Genomic DNA, 17,763 nt, shown 5'->3' with positions numbered 1-17,763 from the left:
AGGCAACGAAAAAGGCGGGCAAGAGGCCCGCCTTTTCTATTTGGTTTAGCTGCCCAACGACCACCAACCGCGCCGTTTGGGCTTGGCGGGTTCGCTTGGTTGCTCTGGCTCTTCCGCCACCGTTTCCAGAACGGGTTCGGCCTGAACCTCTTCGGCAACGGGTTCTGCAACCTCTTCCACAGATACCGGTTCTTCAGCGGCTACTTCGGGTTCAGCCTGTTCCGGTTCGGGCTCCGCTGGTGCAGGTGCTTTCTCGACTGCTACCTCAGCTACATCGGGTTCTGTCGCAAGCTCTGACGGTTCAACCGAGGCATCCTCAGCCGCTTGAACTTCAGGCTCTTGCTGAACCTCGGCATCCGCCACCTCGACCTCTGCCGCAACGGGTTCGGCGTCTTTTTTCTTGCGACGCGGCGCCCGGCGGCGTTTCGGCTTGGCGGGTTTTTCCTCTTCGCCCGTGGCCTCCGGGTCTTCCTGAGCGCTTTCCGCTGGGATGTCTTCCGGCGTTACCTCTTCGGGCGTTGCCTCGGACGCGTCATTCTCGCCATCCTGTTGCTCGCCAGAATTTCCACCCTTCTTACGGCGACGACGGCGACGTTTACGCTTGGGCTTGACCTCTTCTTCGGCCTGAACGGTTTCGTCCTCGACCTCGTCCTCATCAGTCTCGTCAACCATATCCATCAGCGACGCATCAACAGATACAACCGGCGCGGTCGCCTCGGGCACGATCCGGCTGGCCGTCTTGAATTTCTCCATCGAGAAATCCGGGCTGACCAGATGCAAATCCCCTTCGACACGCACAGAGAGACCATAGCGCGCCTCGATCTGAGCGATGTGCTCGCGCTTCTGGTTCATCAGGAAGTTGGCAATCCCAACCGGGCAACGCACCAGAACTTCGCGCGAACGGCGGCGGGTGCCTTCCTCTTCGATCTGGCGCAGAATCGACAGCGCCATATTGTCATCCGACCGGATCAGGCCGGTGCCATGACAATGCGGGCAAGGCTGCGTGGTCGCCTCCAGCATGCCGGGGCGCAGGCGCTGGCGCGACATCTCGAGCAGGCCAAAGCCGGAAATACGGCCCACCTGAATGCGCGCGCGGTCGGTTTTCAGCTTGTCTTTCAGACGCTTCTCGACGGCTGAGTTGTTCTTGCGCTCGTCCATATCGATGAAATCGATCACGATCAGACCCGCCAGGTCCCGCAGACGCAACTGGCGTGCCACTTCCTCGGCGGCCTCAAGGTTGGTCTTGAGCGCGGTTTCCTCGATCGAACCTTCCTTGGTCGCCCGACCAGAGTTCACATCGATCGCCACCAACGCCTCGGTCACACCGATCACGATATAGCCACCGGATTTCAGCTGCACGGTCGGGTTGAACATCCCGGCCAGATAGCTTTCGACCTGATAGCGTGCGAATAGTGGCAACGCGTCCTCATACCGTTTCACGTTCTTGGCGTGGGACGGCATGATCATTTTCATGAAGTCCTTGGCGATGCGATAACCGCCCTCGCCTTCGACCAGAACCTCATCAATATCGCGGTTATAAAGATCACGGATCGACCGTTTGATCAGATCGCCTTCTTCATAGATTTTCGCAGGTGCAATGGATTTGAGCGTCAGCTCGCGGATCTGCTCCCATAGACGCTGCAGATATTCATAGTCGCGCTTGATCTCGGACTTCGTGCGCTTGGCCCCCGCAGTACGGATAATCAACCCAGCGCCCGTTGGCACATCGATCTCGGCGGCGATTTCTTTCAGTTTCTTACGATCAGGTGCGTTGGTGATCTTACGGCTAATGCCGCCGCCACGGGCTGTGTTGGGCATCAGAACACAATAGCGCCCTGCCAGAGACAGATAGGTGGTCAGCGCTGCCCCTTTGTTGCCGCGCTCTTCCTTGACCACCTGCACCAGCAGAACCTGACGGACCTTGATGACTTCCTGAATTTTGTACCGGCGCGGGCGGGGCTTGCGCGGCGGGCGAATATCTTCGCTGTCATCCTCGTCAGCCACAGATTCGATGGATGCGTCTTTTTCAGCCGCGTCCGATCGTGCTTCACCCTCTTCACCTTCCTCGGTATCGGAGTCAGATTTGGCCTCTTCGATCTCGTTCGAAGGCTCCGCTTGCTCAGATTCCGAGGTCTCTTCAGCGACCGCTTCTGCTTCGGCCTCAGATGCGTCTTCCAGCGCGGTGTCTTCCACACCCTCTTGAGCTACCTCCTCGGCACCCGCATAATCGGAGGTCTCAACTTCATCAACCGGTTCTTCGACGGGTGTTTCGGCTACACGATCCGCAGGCGAGGTTCCTTCCTCAACCGCCAGGTCCGCTTCTTCACCCTCTTCCAGGTCGATGGTTTCCATGCCGGTCGGTTCGTTCGACACTTCAATCGACTCAACCGCATCATCGGATTTCACATCCGCCGCCTTGGTACGTGAGCGGCGGCGCTTTTTCGGCTTGACCTCTTCCGCCTCATCTCGCGCTCTCATCGCTTCGGCATAAGCGCGCTCTTCCTCCATCAGCGCCTCACGGTCGGCGACGGGGATCTGATAGTAATCGGGATGAATCTCGGAAAACGCCAGGAATCCATGCCGGTTCCCACCATAATCCACAAAGGCCGCCTGCAGCGACGGCTCTACCCGGGTTACTTTTGCAAGATAGATGTTGCCAGCAAGCTGGCGTTTGTTTTCGGATTCAAAATCGAACTCCTCGACCTTGTTTCCGTCGACCACCACGACGCGGGTTTCCTCCGCATGGGTGGCATCGATAAGCATTTTCTTAGCCATTTGTCCTTGGTGCACCGCGCCAAACGCGTTGTCCTGACCCGTCCAGGCGGACAGGCGCATTTGGGAAGGTGTCTTGTCAGGGCGATATTAGACGGCGCGCGGCAGGGTCTGGCGCTCTGGCCCCCTGCCCGGTCTTTCAAACGTTGCGCGCGCGTCATCGCGGTTCTTCTCCGACAGGCGCGGCTCACCGCTGCCTGCCCATTTATTCCTTTCGCCCGACGCATCGGGTTCAGGCACTCCACTGCCCCGGGGAAAGGGGCACAATCGGTCTGCTTTGCGATGAAAACCAAAGTTCACCTTCGGCAAAACAGCGAAACTCAAAAAATCGGGACTTAAAGACACGAAAAAGGTCCGGCCCGTCCGGACACAATAAAAGCAGTCCTGTGGAAAACACAATGGGCAAACTGCATCCCGCCTGCCAACACAGCGCAGGATCCCCTTCATCTGGCCAAAAATATCCCGGGGGTGAATTAAGCCGGAGGCTCAAGAGGGGGCTGACCCCCTCCCCTTGTTCACAAATAATCCGACCGTTGAAGACCGTATTTGGCCATCTTCTCGTTCAAAGTCCGGCGCGGCAAGCAGAGCTCATCCATCACTGACGCGATCGATCCCTTGTGGCGGCGCATCGTGTTGTCGATCAGCATCCGTTCGAACGCTTCGACGTATTCCTTCAAAGGCTTACCTTCGGTGGTCATCACCGGCTGCATTTCCTCGTGATCCGACATCAGCAATGACGCAATCGTCCCCGACCCGCGCCGCGATTGCAGCACGGCGCGCTCGGCAATATTGATCAACTGACGCACATTGCCCGGCCACGGAGCCTGCAACAATTGTGCGGCTTCTTGCGCACTCACCTGCGGTGCATCGCAGCCATATTCCTCGGCAAACTGTTCACTCAGGCGGGTGAACAGGGTCAGAATATCTTCGCCTCGCTGCCGCAAAGGCGGCATAGTAATCCGTAACGCCGCCAGACGGTAGAACAGATCAGGGCGCAGCACGTCCTCGCTGGTCTTTCCGGCCTCTTGCAGGTTGGAAATCGCCACAATGCGCGTTTCTGCCGGGGTGCCCTGTTCGTTCATCACGCTTAGCAAGCGCGCCTGTAGCGTGTCGCTCAGCGCTTCAACGTCTTCTAGAACCAGTGTTCCACCGCGCGCCTCTTCAATCGCGGGCAGTTGCGCGTCCTCAGGCATCATCGGCCCGAACAGGCGTTTAGACAAAGCCTCTTCTTCCAGCGCCGCGCAGGAGACCAGAACGAATTTCTTGCCCGCTCGGCTGCCCACTGCATGCAGAGCATGCGCAACAAGGGTCTTCCCAGTCCCGGTTTCACCGTCAATTAGCACGTGGCCATCGGCTTGACCGAGATCCAGAATATCCTCGCGCAAACGCTCCATCACAGGGCTAGCGCCAATCAGTTTGTTCATGATCTGGGTGCCACCCGATAGCTCTCGGCGCAGGGCCCGGTTGTCCAAGGTCAGACGGCGGGCATTGCTGGCCCGCTTCGCCAATTCCGACATACGATCCGGGTTAAAGGGCTTCTCAAGGAAATCAAACGCGCCAACGCGCATCGCTTCAACCGCCATAGGGACGTCGCCGTGACCGGTGATCATGATCACAGGCAGAGTGCTGTCCGCCCCCATCAGCTTTTTCAGCAATTGAATGCCATCCATGCCGGGCATCTTGATGTCCGAGATCACAATCCCCGGATATTCGGGACCCAGAACCTTCAGCGCATCCTCAGCGCTGGCAAAGGTTTCGGTGTCATACCCCGACAATGCCAGCCATTGGCTGATTGACTGGCGCATGTCCTGTTCATCATCCACAATGGCGATCTTCATGGCTTGGGCCATAGTCTTCCCTTTTATTCTGCGGCCTCAAGGCCGTCGCTGCCCAAGATGGGCAATTGCATTTCAAACACCGCGCCGCCGTGCTGGCCGTTACGCGCAGTCAGCCGTCCGCCATGGTCGTTCACGATCCCGGACGAGATGGCAAGCCCCAGCCCGACGCCATCGCCGGGCTGTTTGGTGGTATAGAACGGTTCGAACAGGTTCTCGATGTCATCGATCCCATAGCCATTGTCGCGCACGGTCAGCACCGCCATATCTCCCGCCGCCAGGATGATCTCCACATCCGGCTCTGCCACCGATTTGGTAGCGTCCAGAGCGTTTCGCAACAGGTTGACCATGACCTGTTCGATCCGCATCCGATCTCCGTTCACCAACACCGGCTCTTCGGGCAGAATCTGAGTGATCTTAACATGTCTTTGGCGCAACTGAGGCTCCATCATCGACAGCGACGAAGCCAGCGCTTCTCCAAGATTTACGGGCGAAAACGCATCCGCACCCTTGCGCGCATAGGATTTGAGCTGTCGGGTGATTGCGCCCATCCGCTCGATCAGACCATCGATGCGGCCAAAGCTGGCCAATGCCTCTTCGGGCCTGTTTCGGCGCAAAAGCAGCCGCGCACCCGCCAGATAGGTTTTCATTGCAGCCAAAGGTTGATTCAACTCGTGACTCACCGCTGCCGACATCTCTCCCAACGCCGCCAGTTTCGAACTTTGGGCAAGCGTTTGCTCGGCCAAATCCAGCGTCTTTTCAACCCGTTCCCGCTCAGCAATTTCCCGCTGCAGCCTTGTGTTCAATGCGCGAAGCTCTGCCGACTCGCGCTGGAACAGCGCCATCCGCAAGGTGGCGCGGCGGCTGAGTGCGTAGAAGGCGAGCGCCAGTAGAATCGCAAATCCCATGATCTCAAGCGCCAAAACGCTGTTCACCCGCTCGCGCACCGACTCGAATGTTGTGAAGGATGTCATTTGCCAGCCGCGAAACGGAATCCGTTTTTCCATCCGCATCACCGCCTCACCCTGAAGATAGGCATCTGGTGGCAACGCGGTCCAATCCGTTGTGACGCGGATCGCGCGTTGAATGGCGCTGAGCGGTGGTTGGCGCAGCATCGCCGCCTCTTCATCCAACCCGCGCCATTGTGGTTCGGTCGACAGGATGATGTTGCCAGCGCTGTCAGTGACCAGCACCGCATGTGCAATCCGCGCCCAGGCAGTTTCGAACTTCTGCAGGTCGACCTCGACCACGATCACGCCGAGTATGTCCGAGTTGCCCTGGATACGGCGTGAATAGACAAAACTATAGCCACCGGCCTCTCGCGGGATGACCGAGAAAATCGTCGAATTTGACCGTATCGCATCCACAAAATAAGGCGCGTTGCGATGCGCCTCACCCAGACGGTTACGATCAGTTGCGGCAACTGATCGCCCATCGCTATCCAGCAGCATCAGCGAAGCTGCGCCAATCTCTTCGACAAATGAAATCAATCGCTGGGTCGACAGCGTATAGTCGCTGGAGCGCAGGGCAGAAATCAGCGTCGGATCGCGCGCCAACAATTGCGGCACAATAGCATTGCGGCGCAGCTCACTGACCAGGTTGCCCGAGTCGAGTGTCAGCCTGAGCTCGGCCCGATTTCGCGTATCTTGGGTAAAACGATCCGTCAGCAAACGGTTCGTCGTCCAGACCGTCACAACCGTGGCGGCCAAAAGGACAAAAACGGCCAGTCGCAATCGCCAACCAAGCGGCGCGCCGCGAAAGGGCCGTAGAAGTTTGGACCAGCCAGTGCGAACCTCTGTACTCATCCCCAGAAGGTACGCGCGCTATGATCTGACCTCAAGTCACGCTGGCGACAGGACGCCCGACAATGCGCGGAACAATGCCGTACCGTCGGTGCCACCATGCCCCTGATCCGCGGCCCGCTCCGGATGCGGCATCATGCCGAGAACGCGACGATTTTCCGACAGGATGCCCGCGATATCCCCGACCGAGCCATTCGGATTCTCGGTATAGGTGAACGCAACGCGGTCCTTATCCCGCAGCGTGGACAATGTATCGTCATCGGCGAAATAGTTGCCGTCATGGTGGGCAATCGGGATTCCGATCACGTCACCTGCGTTGTAGCCTTCGGTAAACGGGCTGCTGCTGGTTTCGACTTTCAGGCCCACGGTCTTGCAGATGTATTTCAGGCCCGCATTTCGCAGCAACGCGCCCGGCAAAATGCCGGTCTCGGTCAATATCTGGAAGCCGTTACAGACCCCCATTGCATATCCACCGCGTTTGGTGTGATCGATCACCGCCTGACAAATCGGCGACTGGGCCGCGATAGCGCCGCAGCGCAGATAGTCGCCATAGGAAAATCCGCCCGGAACACCGACGATATCAACGCCGTCAGGCAGCGTCGCATCTTTGTGCCAGACCATATCGACCTGTAAACCGGCTTGCTTGAAAGCCACGGCAAGATCCCGGTCACAATTCGATCCGGGGAAGACGATAACGGCAGCGCGCATGGCAAACCCTCCTTATGGGCCTGGATCAGACCAGTTCGATCTCGTAACGCTCGATGACCGTATTGGCCAACAGCTTTTCACACATCTCGGTCACATCCGCCTCGGTCGCGCCGTCTGCAAGCTCCAGATCGATCACCTTGCCCTGCCGAACGCCTTCGACCTGATCAAAGCCCATGGCGCCTAGTGCGTGCCGTACCGCCTCACCCTGAGGGTCAAGCACCCCATTCTTGAGCATCACATGCACCCGTGCTTTCATTTTCGCAACTCCACCTGGGGCCGCAGGCCGGCCCTATTCCGTTGCGCGGGGGATAGCGTGGTTGGGTGCATTGAACAACCCTGTATGATCCGCAGTTTGCCGCAGGTGGTACCCTAGCCGTCACCCTTGGACAATGCAGGATAGTGCGCATCGATCGCATTGAATGTGCCGGTCAAAACCATTTCGACCGCAACGGCCATTAACAATATCGCCATGATACGGGTCACAACGTTGATCATCGTCTCGCCTACAAGGCGCGAGATTTGATCCGCGAACAACAATCCCAACCCGACTATTGCACAGGCAATCAATATCGCAGCACCCAGCGTCAGGATTTCCGTACCGTCAGACAGCTGATGCGAAAACACAATGGTAATTGCAATCGTGCCGGGCCCGATCGTCAAAGGGATCGCCAACGGAACAACAGCAAAGTTCAGCTTTCGTTGATGTCCGTCCGCTACGGCGGCCTGATCGCCAGGGGTGCGATCCTCGGCCTTCAGCATCGACATACCTATTCCGAAAATGATGATACCGCCCGCGATCCGGAAAGACGGCACATCTATGCCAAAAATCCCAAGGATTCTTTCGCCTGTCAGCACGGCGGCCAATGCGATTATCGTGACAGAAATTGCAACGACAATCGCAACATGACGACGTTCCGCTGCCGAACAGTTCTTGGTCATGCTGAGAAAGATCGGAATGTTATAGAGCGGGTTAAAAATTGCCAGCACGGCGGCCAAGAACTTCAGGAAAACTGCCTGATCAAACAATTCCGTCATGCGTTAGATCACCCCGATCGCAAGCTATTTGGCTGCTTAAATCCAAACATGATCAGGAACGCATAAGCTGTCAAACGTTCTGAAACAGAAAAAGCGCCGCTAAGGATAAGCGGCGCCTTCACGGAATTCAGACCAGTATCGCCTAGTTGATCAGCGTCGGCTTGGTCACGTTGCTTTGGGGCAGAACGCCCAGGCGACGCGCGACCTCGGAATAGGCATCTGTCAGATTGCCCAGATCGCGGCGGAAGACGTCTTTATCCAGTTTCTGGCCTGTTTCAATATCCCACAGGCGGCAGCTGTCGGGGCTGATCTCATCGGCGACGATCAATCGTTGATAGTCACCATCAAAGACGCGGCCGATTTCGATCTTGAAGTCGATCAGTCGAATGCCAACGGCCATCATGACGCCGCTCATGAAATCGTTCACGCGCAGGGCAAGGCTGAGGATATCGTCCATATCTTGCTGGCTGGCCCAGCCAAAGGCGGCAATGTGTTCCTCGGTAACCAAAGGATCACCCAGAGCATCGTCTTTGTAGCAATATTCGACAATCGGACGTGGCAGCTGCGTGCCTTCGGCGATGCCCAGACGCTTGGACATGGTCCCGGCCGCATAGTTGCGTACGATGATTTCCAGCGGCACGATTTCGCAATTGCGCACCAGCTGTTCCCGCATATTCAGGCGACGGATGAAATGGGTCGGCACACCGATCTGGTTCAGACCGTTCATGAAGAATTCAGACAGGCGGTTATTCAGAACGCCCTTACCGTCAATCACGTCCTTCTTCTCCGCGTTGAAAGCGGTGGCGTCATCCTTGAAATACTGCACGATTGTGCCCGGTTCAGGACCTTCATACAGAATCTTGGCTTTGCCTTCGTAGATTTTCTTGCGACGCGCCATAAGCGACCTTTCCAGTCTGAGCAGTGGGAATGAGTCCCGCTGGTTGGCGCCCTCATAGTCCATGCCCCCCTTCCCCGCAAGTTTGCAACGCAGCGAGACTTTGACACAGCGCAAATCCCTTGCACCCGTGCTGCCGTATGGTCATATCATCAACAGAGTAATAGCAACCCAAGAGGTCCTTGTCTCATGACCACCTTTGACGAACGTGAAAATGCGTTTGAAACGAAATTTGCGCATGACGAAAAAATGCAGTTCATCGCCCGTATGCGCCGCAACCGGTTCATGGCTGTCTGGGCCTCGACCCTGAAAGGCGAAACCGTAGAACAGGCGCGCAAATATGGTCAGGAACTGGTTCAAACCGACCTGAAGCACGTCAACGAAGATGACGTCGTCAATGCGGTCAAAGGCTACTTGGGCGATCTTGCCGATGAAGCCAAAATTCGCGCGAAGATGGCGGAACTTCTGGTCGAAGCCAAAGAACAGGTTATGGCTGAGGCCGACATCTAAGTCTCTTTGCAGCACCGCTCATGATGTTCATGAGTATTATGAATTTGATTTGACGCCCCGGTCATGTGACACGGGGCGTCTGTTATTCATAATGGCGCTTTGCGCCAATTTTCGGGCTTTTCTCATGACAAATGCGCTCACCGACCTTCTAAACACCGCCGACATAATTCTGGCCGATGGTGCAACGGGGACCAACCTATTCAATATGGGTCTGCAATCGGGTGACGCGCCCGAGCTGTGGAACGTGGATTCGCCTGAAAAAATCAAGGCTTTGTATCAGGGCTGGGTCGATGCTGGCAGTGATCTGTTCCTGACCAACACCTTCGGCGGAACAGCGGCGCGTTTGAAACTGCACGATGCGCAGAACCGCGTGACCGAGCTGAACCGGATCGGGGCAGAGCTTGGCCGCGAAGTCGCCGATGCGTCCGGGCGCACCGTTATTGTTGCTGGTTCTGTCGGACCAACGGGCGAGATCATGGAACCAGTCGGCAGCCTCTCGCATAGCGATGCGGTCGAGATGTTTCACGAACAGGCCGCCGCTTTGAAAGAAGGCGGCGCAGACGTCTTGTGGGTCGAAACCATAAGCGCCCCCGAAGAATTCCGCGCGGCGGCCGAAGCGTTTGCTCTGGCCGATATGCCATGGTGCGGCACCATGAGCTTTGATACTGCAGGTCGCACGATGATGGGCGTAACCTCCGCCGATCTGGCGCAGTTGGTTGAAACTTTCGAGAACCCGCCACTGGCCTTTGGTGCCAATTGCGGCACCGGCTCTTCGGATATCATGCGCACCGTTCTAGGATTTGTCGCGCAAGGCACTCAGCGCCCGCTGGTGTCCAAAGGGAATGCAGGCATCCCAAAATATGTAGATGGCAGCATCAAGTATGACGGAACGCCTGATCTGATGGCCCAATATGCCGTCATGGCGCGGGATGCGGGCGCGAAGATCATAGGCGGTTGCTGTGGCACAATGCCCGCCCATGTAGAGAAAATGCGCGAGGCGTTGGATACGACCCCACGGGCCGAACGCCCGACGCTGGATCAGATCACCGATGCGTTGGGGCCCTTTTCGTCGGCCTCGGACGGAACCGGAGAGGAAGCGGCCCCGGAACGGCGCACGCGTCGGCGCCGCCGGGCCTGATTGCGCTCAGCGCCCCTCGAACTTGGCGGGGCGCTTCTCCAGAAAGGCCACGACACCCTCGGCAAAGTCACGCGAGCGCCCGCAGTCTCCCTGCAGGCTCGCCTCGGTCTTGAGCTGCTGGGTCAGCGTGTTTTCATATGTACCGCGCAGGGCCGTTTTTATGGCCGCGAAGCCAGCTGTTGGGCCGTTCGCCAAGTACTCGGCGCGCTTGCGCCAATGCGCGGCGAAATCATCATCGGCGACCGCTTCCCAGATCAGGCCCCAGTCATCGGCCTGACGGGCACTGATCTTTTCGGCAAAAAGCGCTGCGCCCATGGCCTTGGCCAAACCCATCTGGCGCGGCATGAACCAGGTGCCACCAGCATCAGGCAACAGGCCGATCCGGGCAAAGGCCTGCAGGAAGTATGCGCTTTCACTTGCGATCACCACATCGGCGCATAAGGCAAGGTTCGCCCCTGCCCCCGCAGCCGCGCCGTTTACCGCTGCAATGGTTGGCACCGGGCAATCGTGGATCGCTTCGAGCATCGGCTCATATTCGTCGCGCAAGGACCGTTCCAGATCGATCTTGCCGGTTGATGAGGCATCGCCCAGATCCTGACCCGAGCAAAAGGCCGGTCCAGCCCCGGTCAGCACCACACAGCGCGCGTTGCGAGCGGCCTCTTTCATCGCATGGGTGATCTCTGCCCGCATCTGAGTGGTCAGCGCGTTCATTTTGTCCGGGCGGTTGAGCGTCAGAACGGCGAGGCCGTCAGTGATATCCAACAGGATCGTTTCGTAGTTCATATAAAGCCTCCCCTCGCGCCAGGTTTTGCGAACCCTGACCTATTCGAACAGCAAGGGAAAGTGGAACCGAACGTCAGCCGTCGAGAATCTTGCGCAGCCGTTCTTTTTCTTCATCGCTGAGCGTATCATCAGCCTCAACTGCTTGGGCCCTTGATCGGTTGCGGACAAACGCCCATCCCATGCCCGCTGCAGCTAGCAACATGAACGGCCCTGCAAGCCACAGCATTAGGTTGGCGCCTGAGATTTGGGGCCGGAGAAGCACATATTCACCATACCGGTCGACGATAAAGGCCATCGCTTCTTCGTCACTATCCCCGGCAACCAGACGCTCGCGGACCAAAAGGCGCAGATCGCGAGCCAGATCCGCGTTGCTTTCATCGATGCTTTCGTTCCGGCAGACCAGACACCGCAGTTCGGCGCTCAGATCACGGGCCCGCTGCTCAAGCACCGGATCATCCAGAACTTCATCAGGCTGCACAGCATATGCCGGGGCAACCCACAGCATTAGGATCAGGATCAGGCGTTTCATTCCGCAGGCACCCCTGACGCAGGCGTTTTGCGTGCGCCAGCAGCCACCCGGAAACGGCGATCGCACAGGCTGAAAACGCCACCCAAGGCCATCAGGATACATCCTGCCCAAATCCAGTTGGCGAAAGGTTTGATATAGGTCCGCACGACCCAACCCCCATCGGCCTGTTGGTCACCGATCACCACATAGAGGTCTCGCCAAATGCGATAGTCAATCGCAGCTTCAGTCGTGGGCATACGTGCAACTGGATAATCCCGCTTTTCAGGATGAAGCATTCCCAAGGACCGACCGTTTGTCTCGACCGAGATATCGGCCATGGTCGAGAAATAGTTCGGCCCCTGAACGCGCCGCACATCTTCCAGCGTCAGGGTGAACTGTCCAACTTCAAAAGGTGCTCCGGGCTGAGCAACACGGATGTCTTCGACCTCCCACGCGGTCAGGCCAGCAATCGCAAAGATCGTGACACCCAAACCGGTATGGGCAATCGCCTTGCCCCAATCCGCACCGGGCAGGCGGAACAAGCGCCTGAGGCTGCCTTTTCGGCCCGTTCTGCTCCAAAGATCGATGATTGCGCCGCAGGTGATCCAGACCCCAAGAAACAGCCCCACAGGCCCCAGCGCACTGCGCCCCGTCTGCATGGCCCAAACCAAAAGCGCCACAGCCAGCGCCAGCAGAAACGCGTAGCGCAAAGACCATGCGGTTTTTCCAAGTCTGCCACGCTTCCACGGCAGCAATGCACCGATTGGCAGAACTAGCCCCAGCAGCACCATGAATGGCGTGAAGGCAAAGTTGAAAAATGGCGGCCCGACCGAAAGCGTCCGGTCAAACATCATCTCGGCCACCATCGGCCACATCGTTCCCACGAAGACCACGAAACAACTTACCGCCAGCAGGACATTATTCACGACCAGCGCGCTTTCACGGCTGATGACGCCAAACACACCCTTGGCCTCCATAGTCTGGGCGCGGGCCGCGAACAGGGTCAGCGCACCGCCGGTGAAAAAGACCAGGATCATCAGGATGAACACACCCCGTTCCGGGTCGGTGGCAAAGGCGTGGACCGATGTCAGAAGCCCCGAACGGACAATGAATGTTCCGATCAGCGAGAACCCAAAGGCGATGATCGCCAGAAGAATGGTCCAGCTTTTCAACGCCTCACGTTTTTCAACAACGATGGCCGAATGCAACAATGCTGCCGCCAGCAACCAGGGCATGAACGAGGCGTTTTCAACCGGGTCCCAGAACCAAAACCCGCCCCAACCAAGCTCGTAATAGGCCCACCAGGACCCAAGTGCGATACCAATCGTCAGAAACACCCAGGCCGCTAGTGTCCAGGGCCGCACCCACCGACCCCAGGCCGCATCAACCCGACCTTCGATCAGTGCGGCAACGGCAAAACTGAACGACATGCTCAGGCCCACATATCCCAGATACAGAAACGGCGGGTGAAACGCCAAGCCGGGGTCCTGCAACAGCGGGTTTAGATCACGCCCATCAAATGGCGCAATTGCCAGCCGATCAAATGGGTTCGATGTAAACAGAATAAACGCAAAAAACGCTACGGCGACGGCCGATTGAACTGCCAGAACACGCGCCTTCAAGGTAGGTGGCAGCCCGCCGCCAAACAGCGCTGCCATGGCCCCGAACAAGGTCACGATCAGAACCCACAACAGCATCGATCCTTCGTGGTTGCCCCAGGTTCCGCTGATCTTGTAGATCATCGGTTTCGCCGAATGACTGTTTTCCACCACGATCCGAAGCGAGAAGTCCGAAGTCGTAAATGCCCAGACCAGCGCCCCAAAGGAAAACGCCGTCAGCAAAAATTGGGAGATCGCCGCAGGTTCGGCAAAGACCATCCATCCGGTCCAGCGTTTCGCGGCCCCGATCAGAGGGACCACGCTTTGAACGATGGCAATCATAAATGCGAGGATGAGGGCGAAGTGACCAAGCTCTGTAATCATGCCTCAGGATATATCGCTCAGCTACGTGGTGCGCCAATAACTTTCGCCAAATTCTTCCGAACATAGTGTCGCGGCTCAGGCGTGCCTCAGCCGTTTCCATTCGGTCAAGGCCGGATTGTCATCCGCTTGTGCGACCTCAATCTGCAAACCCGCATCCGGGCCCGGATCAGCAATGCCAGGGCTGTCACTGCGCATCTGAGCCAGGCTGCGCAAATTGGCCAGTACCTTGGGTGCACGCATCATCGTATCCGAAATCTCACGCTGCAGCTCCTGCGCCTTGGCCTGATGGCGCGCGCCGAAATAGAACGAAACGATCACGCCCAAAAGCCACCAAAGCGGTTCCGGCACCAGTGCAATGCCCTGCATCCGAGCAGCAAACCACAAGGGATCGATCATCGCGGCCACGAACAAGCCCAACGTCCCCAAAGCCAGTGCCGGGCGGGGCAAACGGTTCAAACCATCCATAAACCGGTCAAAAGCACCCTTGCGCGGCACTTGAAACTCGGCCCAGAACTGCGCCATCGCCTGGCTTTGAACCGTCATTGCCCGCTGCGCACCCTCTTCGGCGTTTTCCCGAAAAACCTCTGCCGTTTCACGCACAACATTGCGCCCGCCACCAAACAGAAAACCCAGAATGCCCGATATCAGCCCCATGCTGCGACCCTTTCCTCAAACTGCGCGTCGGTCAGGTGGTACTTCGAAGAAAGGAACTCCTCGGCGCGTTTGATCCACCCCCCTTTGCCTCCCGCACGGCCACGCGCATATTTGCGCGAGGCAGGCCTGCGATCGGCCAAGCGAAAATAGTAGTTCCGTCGCGCCACCCCATATGCATCGCGCAAGGCTACCTCCCCCGGCAGGGCCGCCTGCGCGCAGGCGCGAGTGGTCTGCGGCCCGATCACGCCGTCCACTGAGACGTCAAACCCCATCTCGCGCAGCAAACGCTGCAGGATTTTCACGGCCTGACTGCCCGCATTGACATACATGTCAAAAACCGACGCATGCAGCACGACGGGCAACGCTGAAATACGTGGTTTTTCAAAATAGTGGCGCACAAAAATGTCAATCGCCTGCCGCTTGCTCAGCGCGCGCACATCGCTCGTGTCAATGTGCCCGTCACCCGTCAGATCAAGTCCCAACCGCCGCATGGTGTAGATGGTCACACCAAAATTCGTAGCACCACCTGGATCATCCGGATCATCCACAAATCCACCTTCGCGCGCCACAATCTCTGTCGCTATATCCCGAACCGTCTGCATGTCGTCCCTCGAATGCTCTGTCAGGTGAAACGGTCCGTCAGTAAGCTTAATATCCTCAAACGACACGGGGCGCTGCCCGCCCTTCGCGCGCAACGCCCCTTGATCTTCTGCTTCAAAATACCTCTGCCGGAGGCACGCAGCAGCGCTGCGTTCAGCTGTCGCTGGGCTCTTGATAAACGCCTTGTTCTTTCAGCGCGTCCATCACCTCTTTCGGCATATAGGTCTCGTCATGTTTGGCCAGGATTTCAGTCGCTTCAAATACACCGTTCACGTAACGCCCGGTCCCAACCATCCCCTGATTTTCCGAAAACAGATCGGGCAATACACCGGTAAAGGCCACCGGCACGCTTTCGCCACCATCGGTCACGACAAAACGCACAGTCTCGCCCTGCCCACGCTGGATCGAGCCTTCCGCGACCAGGCCGCCAATCCGGAAAACTTCCGTAGGCTCGGGCGGCTCGGCGATCACTTCGCTGGGGGATCGGAAGAAATTGATCCCGTCCTGCAAGGCCCATCCAATCAACGCCGTTGAAGCCACCAAGGCAACAACTGCCACCAGAATGACCTGTATCCGACGACGTTTCTTGAGCGATTTCATACCGTCCTCACGGAAAAAGCGGCGCCATCATCAGGCCCTGGGTTTCATCCTCACCTAACATCAGATTGGCGTTCTGCAAGGCCTGACCGCTGCTACCTTTTGTCAGGTTATCCAGTGCCGCTACCACGATCGCACGCCGCTCAATCCGATCCGCCACCACGCCGATATGGCAGAAATTCGAGCCGCGCACATGGTGGGTCGATGGGGCCTCGCCCATTGGCAGCACTTCGATGAAGGGCTCGTCCGCATATGCCTTAAAAAGCGTTTCATAGACGCTTTGCGGATCGCCCTTTACGTAGCTCGTCGCAAGAATACCCCGGTTGGCCGGGATCAGGTGGGGTGTAAATTGTATATGGACGGTCCGGCCAGCAAGTCTGGAAAACTCCTGATCGAACTCCCCCAGATGCCGATGCGTACCTCCGACAGCATAGGCATTTGCGCCCTCGCTCAATTCAGCATGCAACAGGTTTTCCTTAAGCGAGCGCCCTGCCCCCGACACCGCGCATTTAAGGTCCAGAACGATATCGTCCAGATCAATCACTTCGGCGCTGATCAGCGGCCGCAGCACATATTGCCCTGTCGCCGCGTTGCAACCCGTGCCAGCGACCAGCCGCGCAGTGCGGATGTCATCCCGGTAGAACTCGGTCAGACCATAAACAGCCTCTTCCTGCTGCTCCAAAGCACTGTGCGGGTTACCGTACCATTTCTCGTACTCATCCGGGTCCTGCAGCCGGAAATCTGCAGACAAGTCGATGATCTTCAGGTTTTTTGGCAGATCCCGGATCACCTCCTGACTGGTCTTATGTGGCAAGGCGCAGAAACACAGATCAATCTGCGAGAAATCGATTTCCGAGATTTTGCATAGATCCGGCAGGTCCATATGGCGCAGATGCGGAAAAACCTGCGCCATAGACAGCCCGGCTTTGCGCTCGGCGGCCAGGGCAACAATGTCCATATTCGGGTGCTCGGCAATCAGCCGCACCAGTTCAGCGCCAGTATAGCCCGAGGCGCCCAGGATTGCGATTTTATGGGTCATATCAGACCTCTTCTTTACATGTGTCACGGGATGTGACCGCCGATGTGACGGTCTTTATATTCAGAATTTCGAAAAGGATGCGCCTTGACCTAAGTCAGGCCGCCTCGAACGTGATTTGTCGTCGGAGGAACTGGGTCGCACGGTCGCTGACAAACCCGGGCTTACCCGTGGTCAGGAATCCGCCGCCGCCATCGCCCAGCATATTGGGGTGGCGCTGCAGATAGTCCGCCAGGCTTTCGGCAACCAGATCACCCTGGCTGAACACTTGCACATCCGGACCCAAAGCCGCCTGAAAGGTTTCGGCCATAAGCGGATAATGTGTACAGCCCAGAATAGCGGCCTGAGGCTCTGGCATTTTCCGTTTCAGCGCATCCACGTGGCTGCGCACCAGCGCTTCGGCCAGGATCATATCGCCATCTTCGATGGCGTCGACCACACCGCCGCAGGCTTGTGCTTCGACATCGACACCAATCGCGCGGAACGCCAGTTCCCGCTGAAAGGCCCGACTGGAGACGGTGGCAGGTGTGGCAAACAGCGCCACATGCTTAACCGCCACTTCCCGCGGGGGTGAGTTGTCGCCCCATTGCCGTTCTGTCAACGCCTCGATCAGGGGCACAAAGACGCCCAGAACCCGCTTGCCCTCGGGCACACCGGCCTCCTGCATCCGCCGCAGCGCCGCCGCACTTGCGGTATTGCAGGCCAGAATCACCAGATTGCAGCCGCGATCCCACAGATCGTGCACCGCCTTACGGGTCAACTCATAGATATCGTCGGAATCGCGCACGCCATAAGGCGCATGCGCACTGTCCGCATAATACAGGAAATCAACGTCCGGCAGGTGTTTCTGCGCGGCGTTCAAGACGGTCAGACCGCCCAAACCGGAATCAAAGATACCTACTGCCATT

General features: G+C 57.8%; 17 protein-coding genes. 2 read left to right on the top strand and 15 right to left on the bottom strand.

Annotated features, from left to right (window positions below; genetic code table 11):
• Positions 1 to 45: 45 nt before the first annotated feature.
• From ACR0KG_RS11775 to purC, 7 genes are all read right to left on the bottom strand, one after another.
• On the bottom strand, positions 46 to 2,775 hold the full coding sequence (locus ACR0KG_RS11775) for an Rne/Rng family ribonuclease (protein ID WP_480827843.1): 2,730 nt from the start codon (positions 2,773 to 2,775) through the stop codon (positions 46 to 48).
• Between the two features lie 512 nt (positions 2,776 to 3,287).
• Complete coding sequence (locus ACR0KG_RS11770) at positions 3,288 to 4,622, bottom strand: sigma-54-dependent transcriptional regulator (protein ID WP_480541607.1); 1,335 nt, start codon at positions 4,620 to 4,622, stop codon at positions 3,288 to 3,290.
• An 11-nt stretch (positions 4,623 to 4,633) separates the two neighbouring features.
• Positions 4,634 to 6,412 carry an ATP-binding protein gene (locus ACR0KG_RS11765; protein WP_170536903.1) on the bottom strand — a complete coding sequence of 593 codons (1,779 nt, stop codon included), beginning with the start codon at positions 6,410 to 6,412 and terminating at the stop codon, positions 4,634 to 4,636.
• 36 nt (positions 6,413 to 6,448) lie between these two features.
• On the bottom strand, positions 6,449 to 7,117 hold the full coding sequence (purQ, locus tag ACR0KG_RS11760) for a phosphoribosylformylglycinamidine synthase subunit PurQ (protein WP_480827391.1): 669 nt from the start codon (positions 7,115 to 7,117) through the stop codon (positions 6,449 to 6,451).
• A 25-nt stretch (positions 7,118 to 7,142) separates the two neighbouring features.
• A complete protein-coding gene (purS, locus tag ACR0KG_RS11755; protein ID WP_117872765.1) occupies positions 7,143 to 7,373 on the bottom strand; it encodes a phosphoribosylformylglycinamidine synthase subunit PurS in 231 nt (76 codons plus the stop codon).
• A gap of 113 nt (positions 7,374 to 7,486) precedes the next feature.
• Positions 7,487 to 8,152, bottom strand: coding sequence for a MarC family protein (locus tag ACR0KG_RS11750; protein ID WP_480827390.1), 666 nt, complete (start codon positions 8,150 to 8,152; stop codon positions 7,487 to 7,489).
• A 142-nt stretch (positions 8,153 to 8,294) separates the two neighbouring features.
• On the bottom strand, positions 8,295 to 9,050 hold the full coding sequence (gene purC, locus ACR0KG_RS11745) for a phosphoribosylaminoimidazolesuccinocarboxamide synthase (protein ID WP_480541761.1): 756 nt from the start codon (positions 9,048 to 9,050) through the stop codon (positions 8,295 to 8,297).
• A 186-nt stretch (positions 9,051 to 9,236) separates the two neighbouring features.
• Between purC and ACR0KG_RS11740 the strand changes: the two genes are divergently transcribed.
• Together ACR0KG_RS11740 and bmt are read left to right on the top strand one after the other, a co-directional pair.
• Positions 9,237 to 9,557, top strand: a complete 321-nt coding sequence (locus tag ACR0KG_RS11740; protein ID WP_480498172.1) for a DUF1476 domain-containing protein — start codon at positions 9,237 to 9,239, stop codon at positions 9,555 to 9,557.
• A gap of 124 nt (positions 9,558 to 9,681) precedes the next feature.
• Positions 9,682 to 10,695 (top strand): betaine--homocysteine S-methyltransferase, encoded by a 1,014-nt coding sequence (gene bmt / locus ACR0KG_RS11735; protein ID WP_480549343.1) that lies wholly within the window; start codon positions 9,682 to 9,684, stop codon positions 10,693 to 10,695.
• Between the two features lie 6 nt (positions 10,696 to 10,701).
• Here the strand turns inward: bmt and ACR0KG_RS11730 are convergent, their stop codons facing one another.
• The 8 genes from ACR0KG_RS11730 to ACR0KG_RS11695 all read right to left on the bottom strand — a co-directional run bounded on the left by ACR0KG_RS11730 (position 10,702) and on the right by ACR0KG_RS11695 (position 17,762).
• On the bottom strand, positions 10,702 to 11,478 hold the full coding sequence (locus ACR0KG_RS11730) for an enoyl-CoA hydratase-related protein (RefSeq protein WP_480827389.1): 777 nt from the start codon (positions 11,476 to 11,478) through the stop codon (positions 10,702 to 10,704).
• A 73-nt stretch (positions 11,479 to 11,551) separates the two neighbouring features.
• Complete coding sequence (locus ACR0KG_RS11725) at positions 11,552 to 12,007, bottom strand: cytochrome c-type biogenesis protein (protein ID WP_170536916.1); 456 nt, start codon at positions 12,005 to 12,007, stop codon at positions 11,552 to 11,554.
• Complete coding sequence (locus ACR0KG_RS11720) at positions 12,004 to 13,968, bottom strand: heme lyase CcmF/NrfE family subunit (RefSeq protein WP_480827388.1); 1,965 nt, start codon at positions 13,966 to 13,968, stop codon at positions 12,004 to 12,006. Before ACR0KG_RS11720 ends, ACR0KG_RS11725 begins: the two co-directional genes overlap by 4 nt.
• Before the next feature lie 75 nt (positions 13,969 to 14,043).
• On the bottom strand, positions 14,044 to 14,622 hold the full coding sequence (locus ACR0KG_RS11715) for a holin family protein (RefSeq protein WP_480549349.1): 579 nt from the start codon (positions 14,620 to 14,622) through the stop codon (positions 14,044 to 14,046).
• Entirely contained in the window at positions 14,613 to 15,224 is a 612-nt protein-coding gene (locus ACR0KG_RS11710; RefSeq protein WP_480827387.1) for a holin-associated N-acetylmuramidase, read from the bottom strand. Before ACR0KG_RS11710 ends, ACR0KG_RS11715 begins: the two co-directional genes overlap by 10 nt.
• A 151-nt stretch (positions 15,225 to 15,375) precedes the next feature.
• On the bottom strand, positions 15,376 to 15,822 hold the full coding sequence (gene ccmE / locus ACR0KG_RS11705; protein WP_480827386.1) for a cytochrome c maturation protein CcmE: 447 nt from the start codon (positions 15,820 to 15,822) through the stop codon (positions 15,376 to 15,378).
• A 7-nt stretch (positions 15,823 to 15,829) separates the two neighbouring features.
• A complete protein-coding gene (argC, locus tag ACR0KG_RS11700) occupies positions 15,830 to 16,858 on the bottom strand; it encodes an N-acetyl-gamma-glutamyl-phosphate reductase (RefSeq protein WP_480827385.1) in 1,029 nt (342 codons plus the stop codon).
• 94 nt (positions 16,859 to 16,952) lie between these two features.
• On the bottom strand, positions 16,953 to 17,762 hold the full coding sequence (locus ACR0KG_RS11695; RefSeq protein ID WP_480827384.1) for a glutamate racemase: 810 nt from the start codon (positions 17,760 to 17,762) through the stop codon (positions 16,953 to 16,955).
• Between the last annotated feature and the right edge of the window lies 1 nt (position 17,763).

It is taken from the genome of Ruegeria sp. H4 (assembly GCF_056533065.1).
This window is presented reverse-complemented; position numbering and strand designations above follow the sequence as displayed.

Bases quoted from the DNA above. Each gene is read 5' to 3' on its own strand.
- ACR0KG_RS11770 (WP_480541607.1), bottom strand. From the start codon at position 4,622: ATGGCCCAAGCCATGAAGATCGCCATTGTGGATGATGAACAGGACATG.
- ACR0KG_RS11695 (WP_480827384.1), bottom strand. From the start codon at position 17,762: ATGGCAGTAGGTATCTTTGATTCCGGTTTGGGCGGTCTGACCGTCTTG.
- ccmE (WP_480827386.1), bottom strand. From the start codon at position 15,822: ATGAAATCGCTCAAGAAACGTCGTCGGATACAGGTCATTCTGGTGGCA.
- bmt (WP_480549343.1), top strand. From the start codon at position 9,682: ATGACAAATGCGCTCACCGACCTTCTAAACACCGCCGACATAATTCTG.
- ACR0KG_RS11775 (WP_480827843.1), bottom strand. From the start codon at position 2,775: ATGGCTAAGAAAATGCTTATCGATGCCACCCATGCGGAGGAAACCCGC.
- ACR0KG_RS11710 (WP_480827387.1), bottom strand. From the start codon at position 15,224: ATGCAGACGGTTCGGGATATAGCGACAGAGATTGTGGCGCGCGAAGGT.
- purS (WP_117872765.1), bottom strand. From the start codon at position 7,373: ATGAAAGCACGGGTGCATGTGATGCTCAAGAATGGGGTGCTTGACCCT.
- purC (WP_480541761.1), bottom strand. From the start codon at position 9,050: ATGGCGCGTCGCAAGAAAATCTACGAAGGCAAAGCCAAGATTCTGTAT.
- ACR0KG_RS11740 (WP_480498172.1), top strand. From the start codon at position 9,237: ATGACCACCTTTGACGAACGTGAAAATGCGTTTGAAACGAAATTTGCG.
- ACR0KG_RS11715 (WP_480549349.1), bottom strand. From the start codon at position 14,622: ATGGGGCTGATATCGGGCATTCTGGGTTTTCTGTTTGGTGGCGGGCGC.
- ACR0KG_RS11765 (WP_170536903.1), bottom strand. From the start codon at position 6,412: ATGAGTACAGAGGTTCGCACTGGCTGGTCCAAACTTCTACGGCCCTTT.
- ACR0KG_RS11730 (WP_480827389.1), bottom strand. From the start codon at position 11,478: ATGAACTACGAAACGATCCTGTTGGATATCACTGACGGCCTCGCCGTT.
- purQ (WP_480827391.1), bottom strand. From the start codon at position 7,117: ATGCGCGCTGCCGTTATCGTCTTCCCCGGATCGAATTGTGACCGGGAT.
- ACR0KG_RS11720 (WP_480827388.1), bottom strand. From the start codon at position 13,968: ATGATTACAGAGCTTGGTCACTTCGCCCTCATCCTCGCATTTATGATT.
- ACR0KG_RS11750 (WP_480827390.1), bottom strand. From the start codon at position 8,152: ATGACGGAATTGTTTGATCAGGCAGTTTTCCTGAAGTTCTTGGCCGCC.
- argC (WP_480827385.1), bottom strand. From the start codon at position 16,858: ATGACCCATAAAATCGCAATCCTGGGCGCCTCGGGCTATACTGGCGCT.
- ACR0KG_RS11725 (WP_170536916.1), bottom strand. From the start codon at position 12,007: ATGAAACGCCTGATCCTGATCCTAATGCTGTGGGTTGCCCCGGCATAT.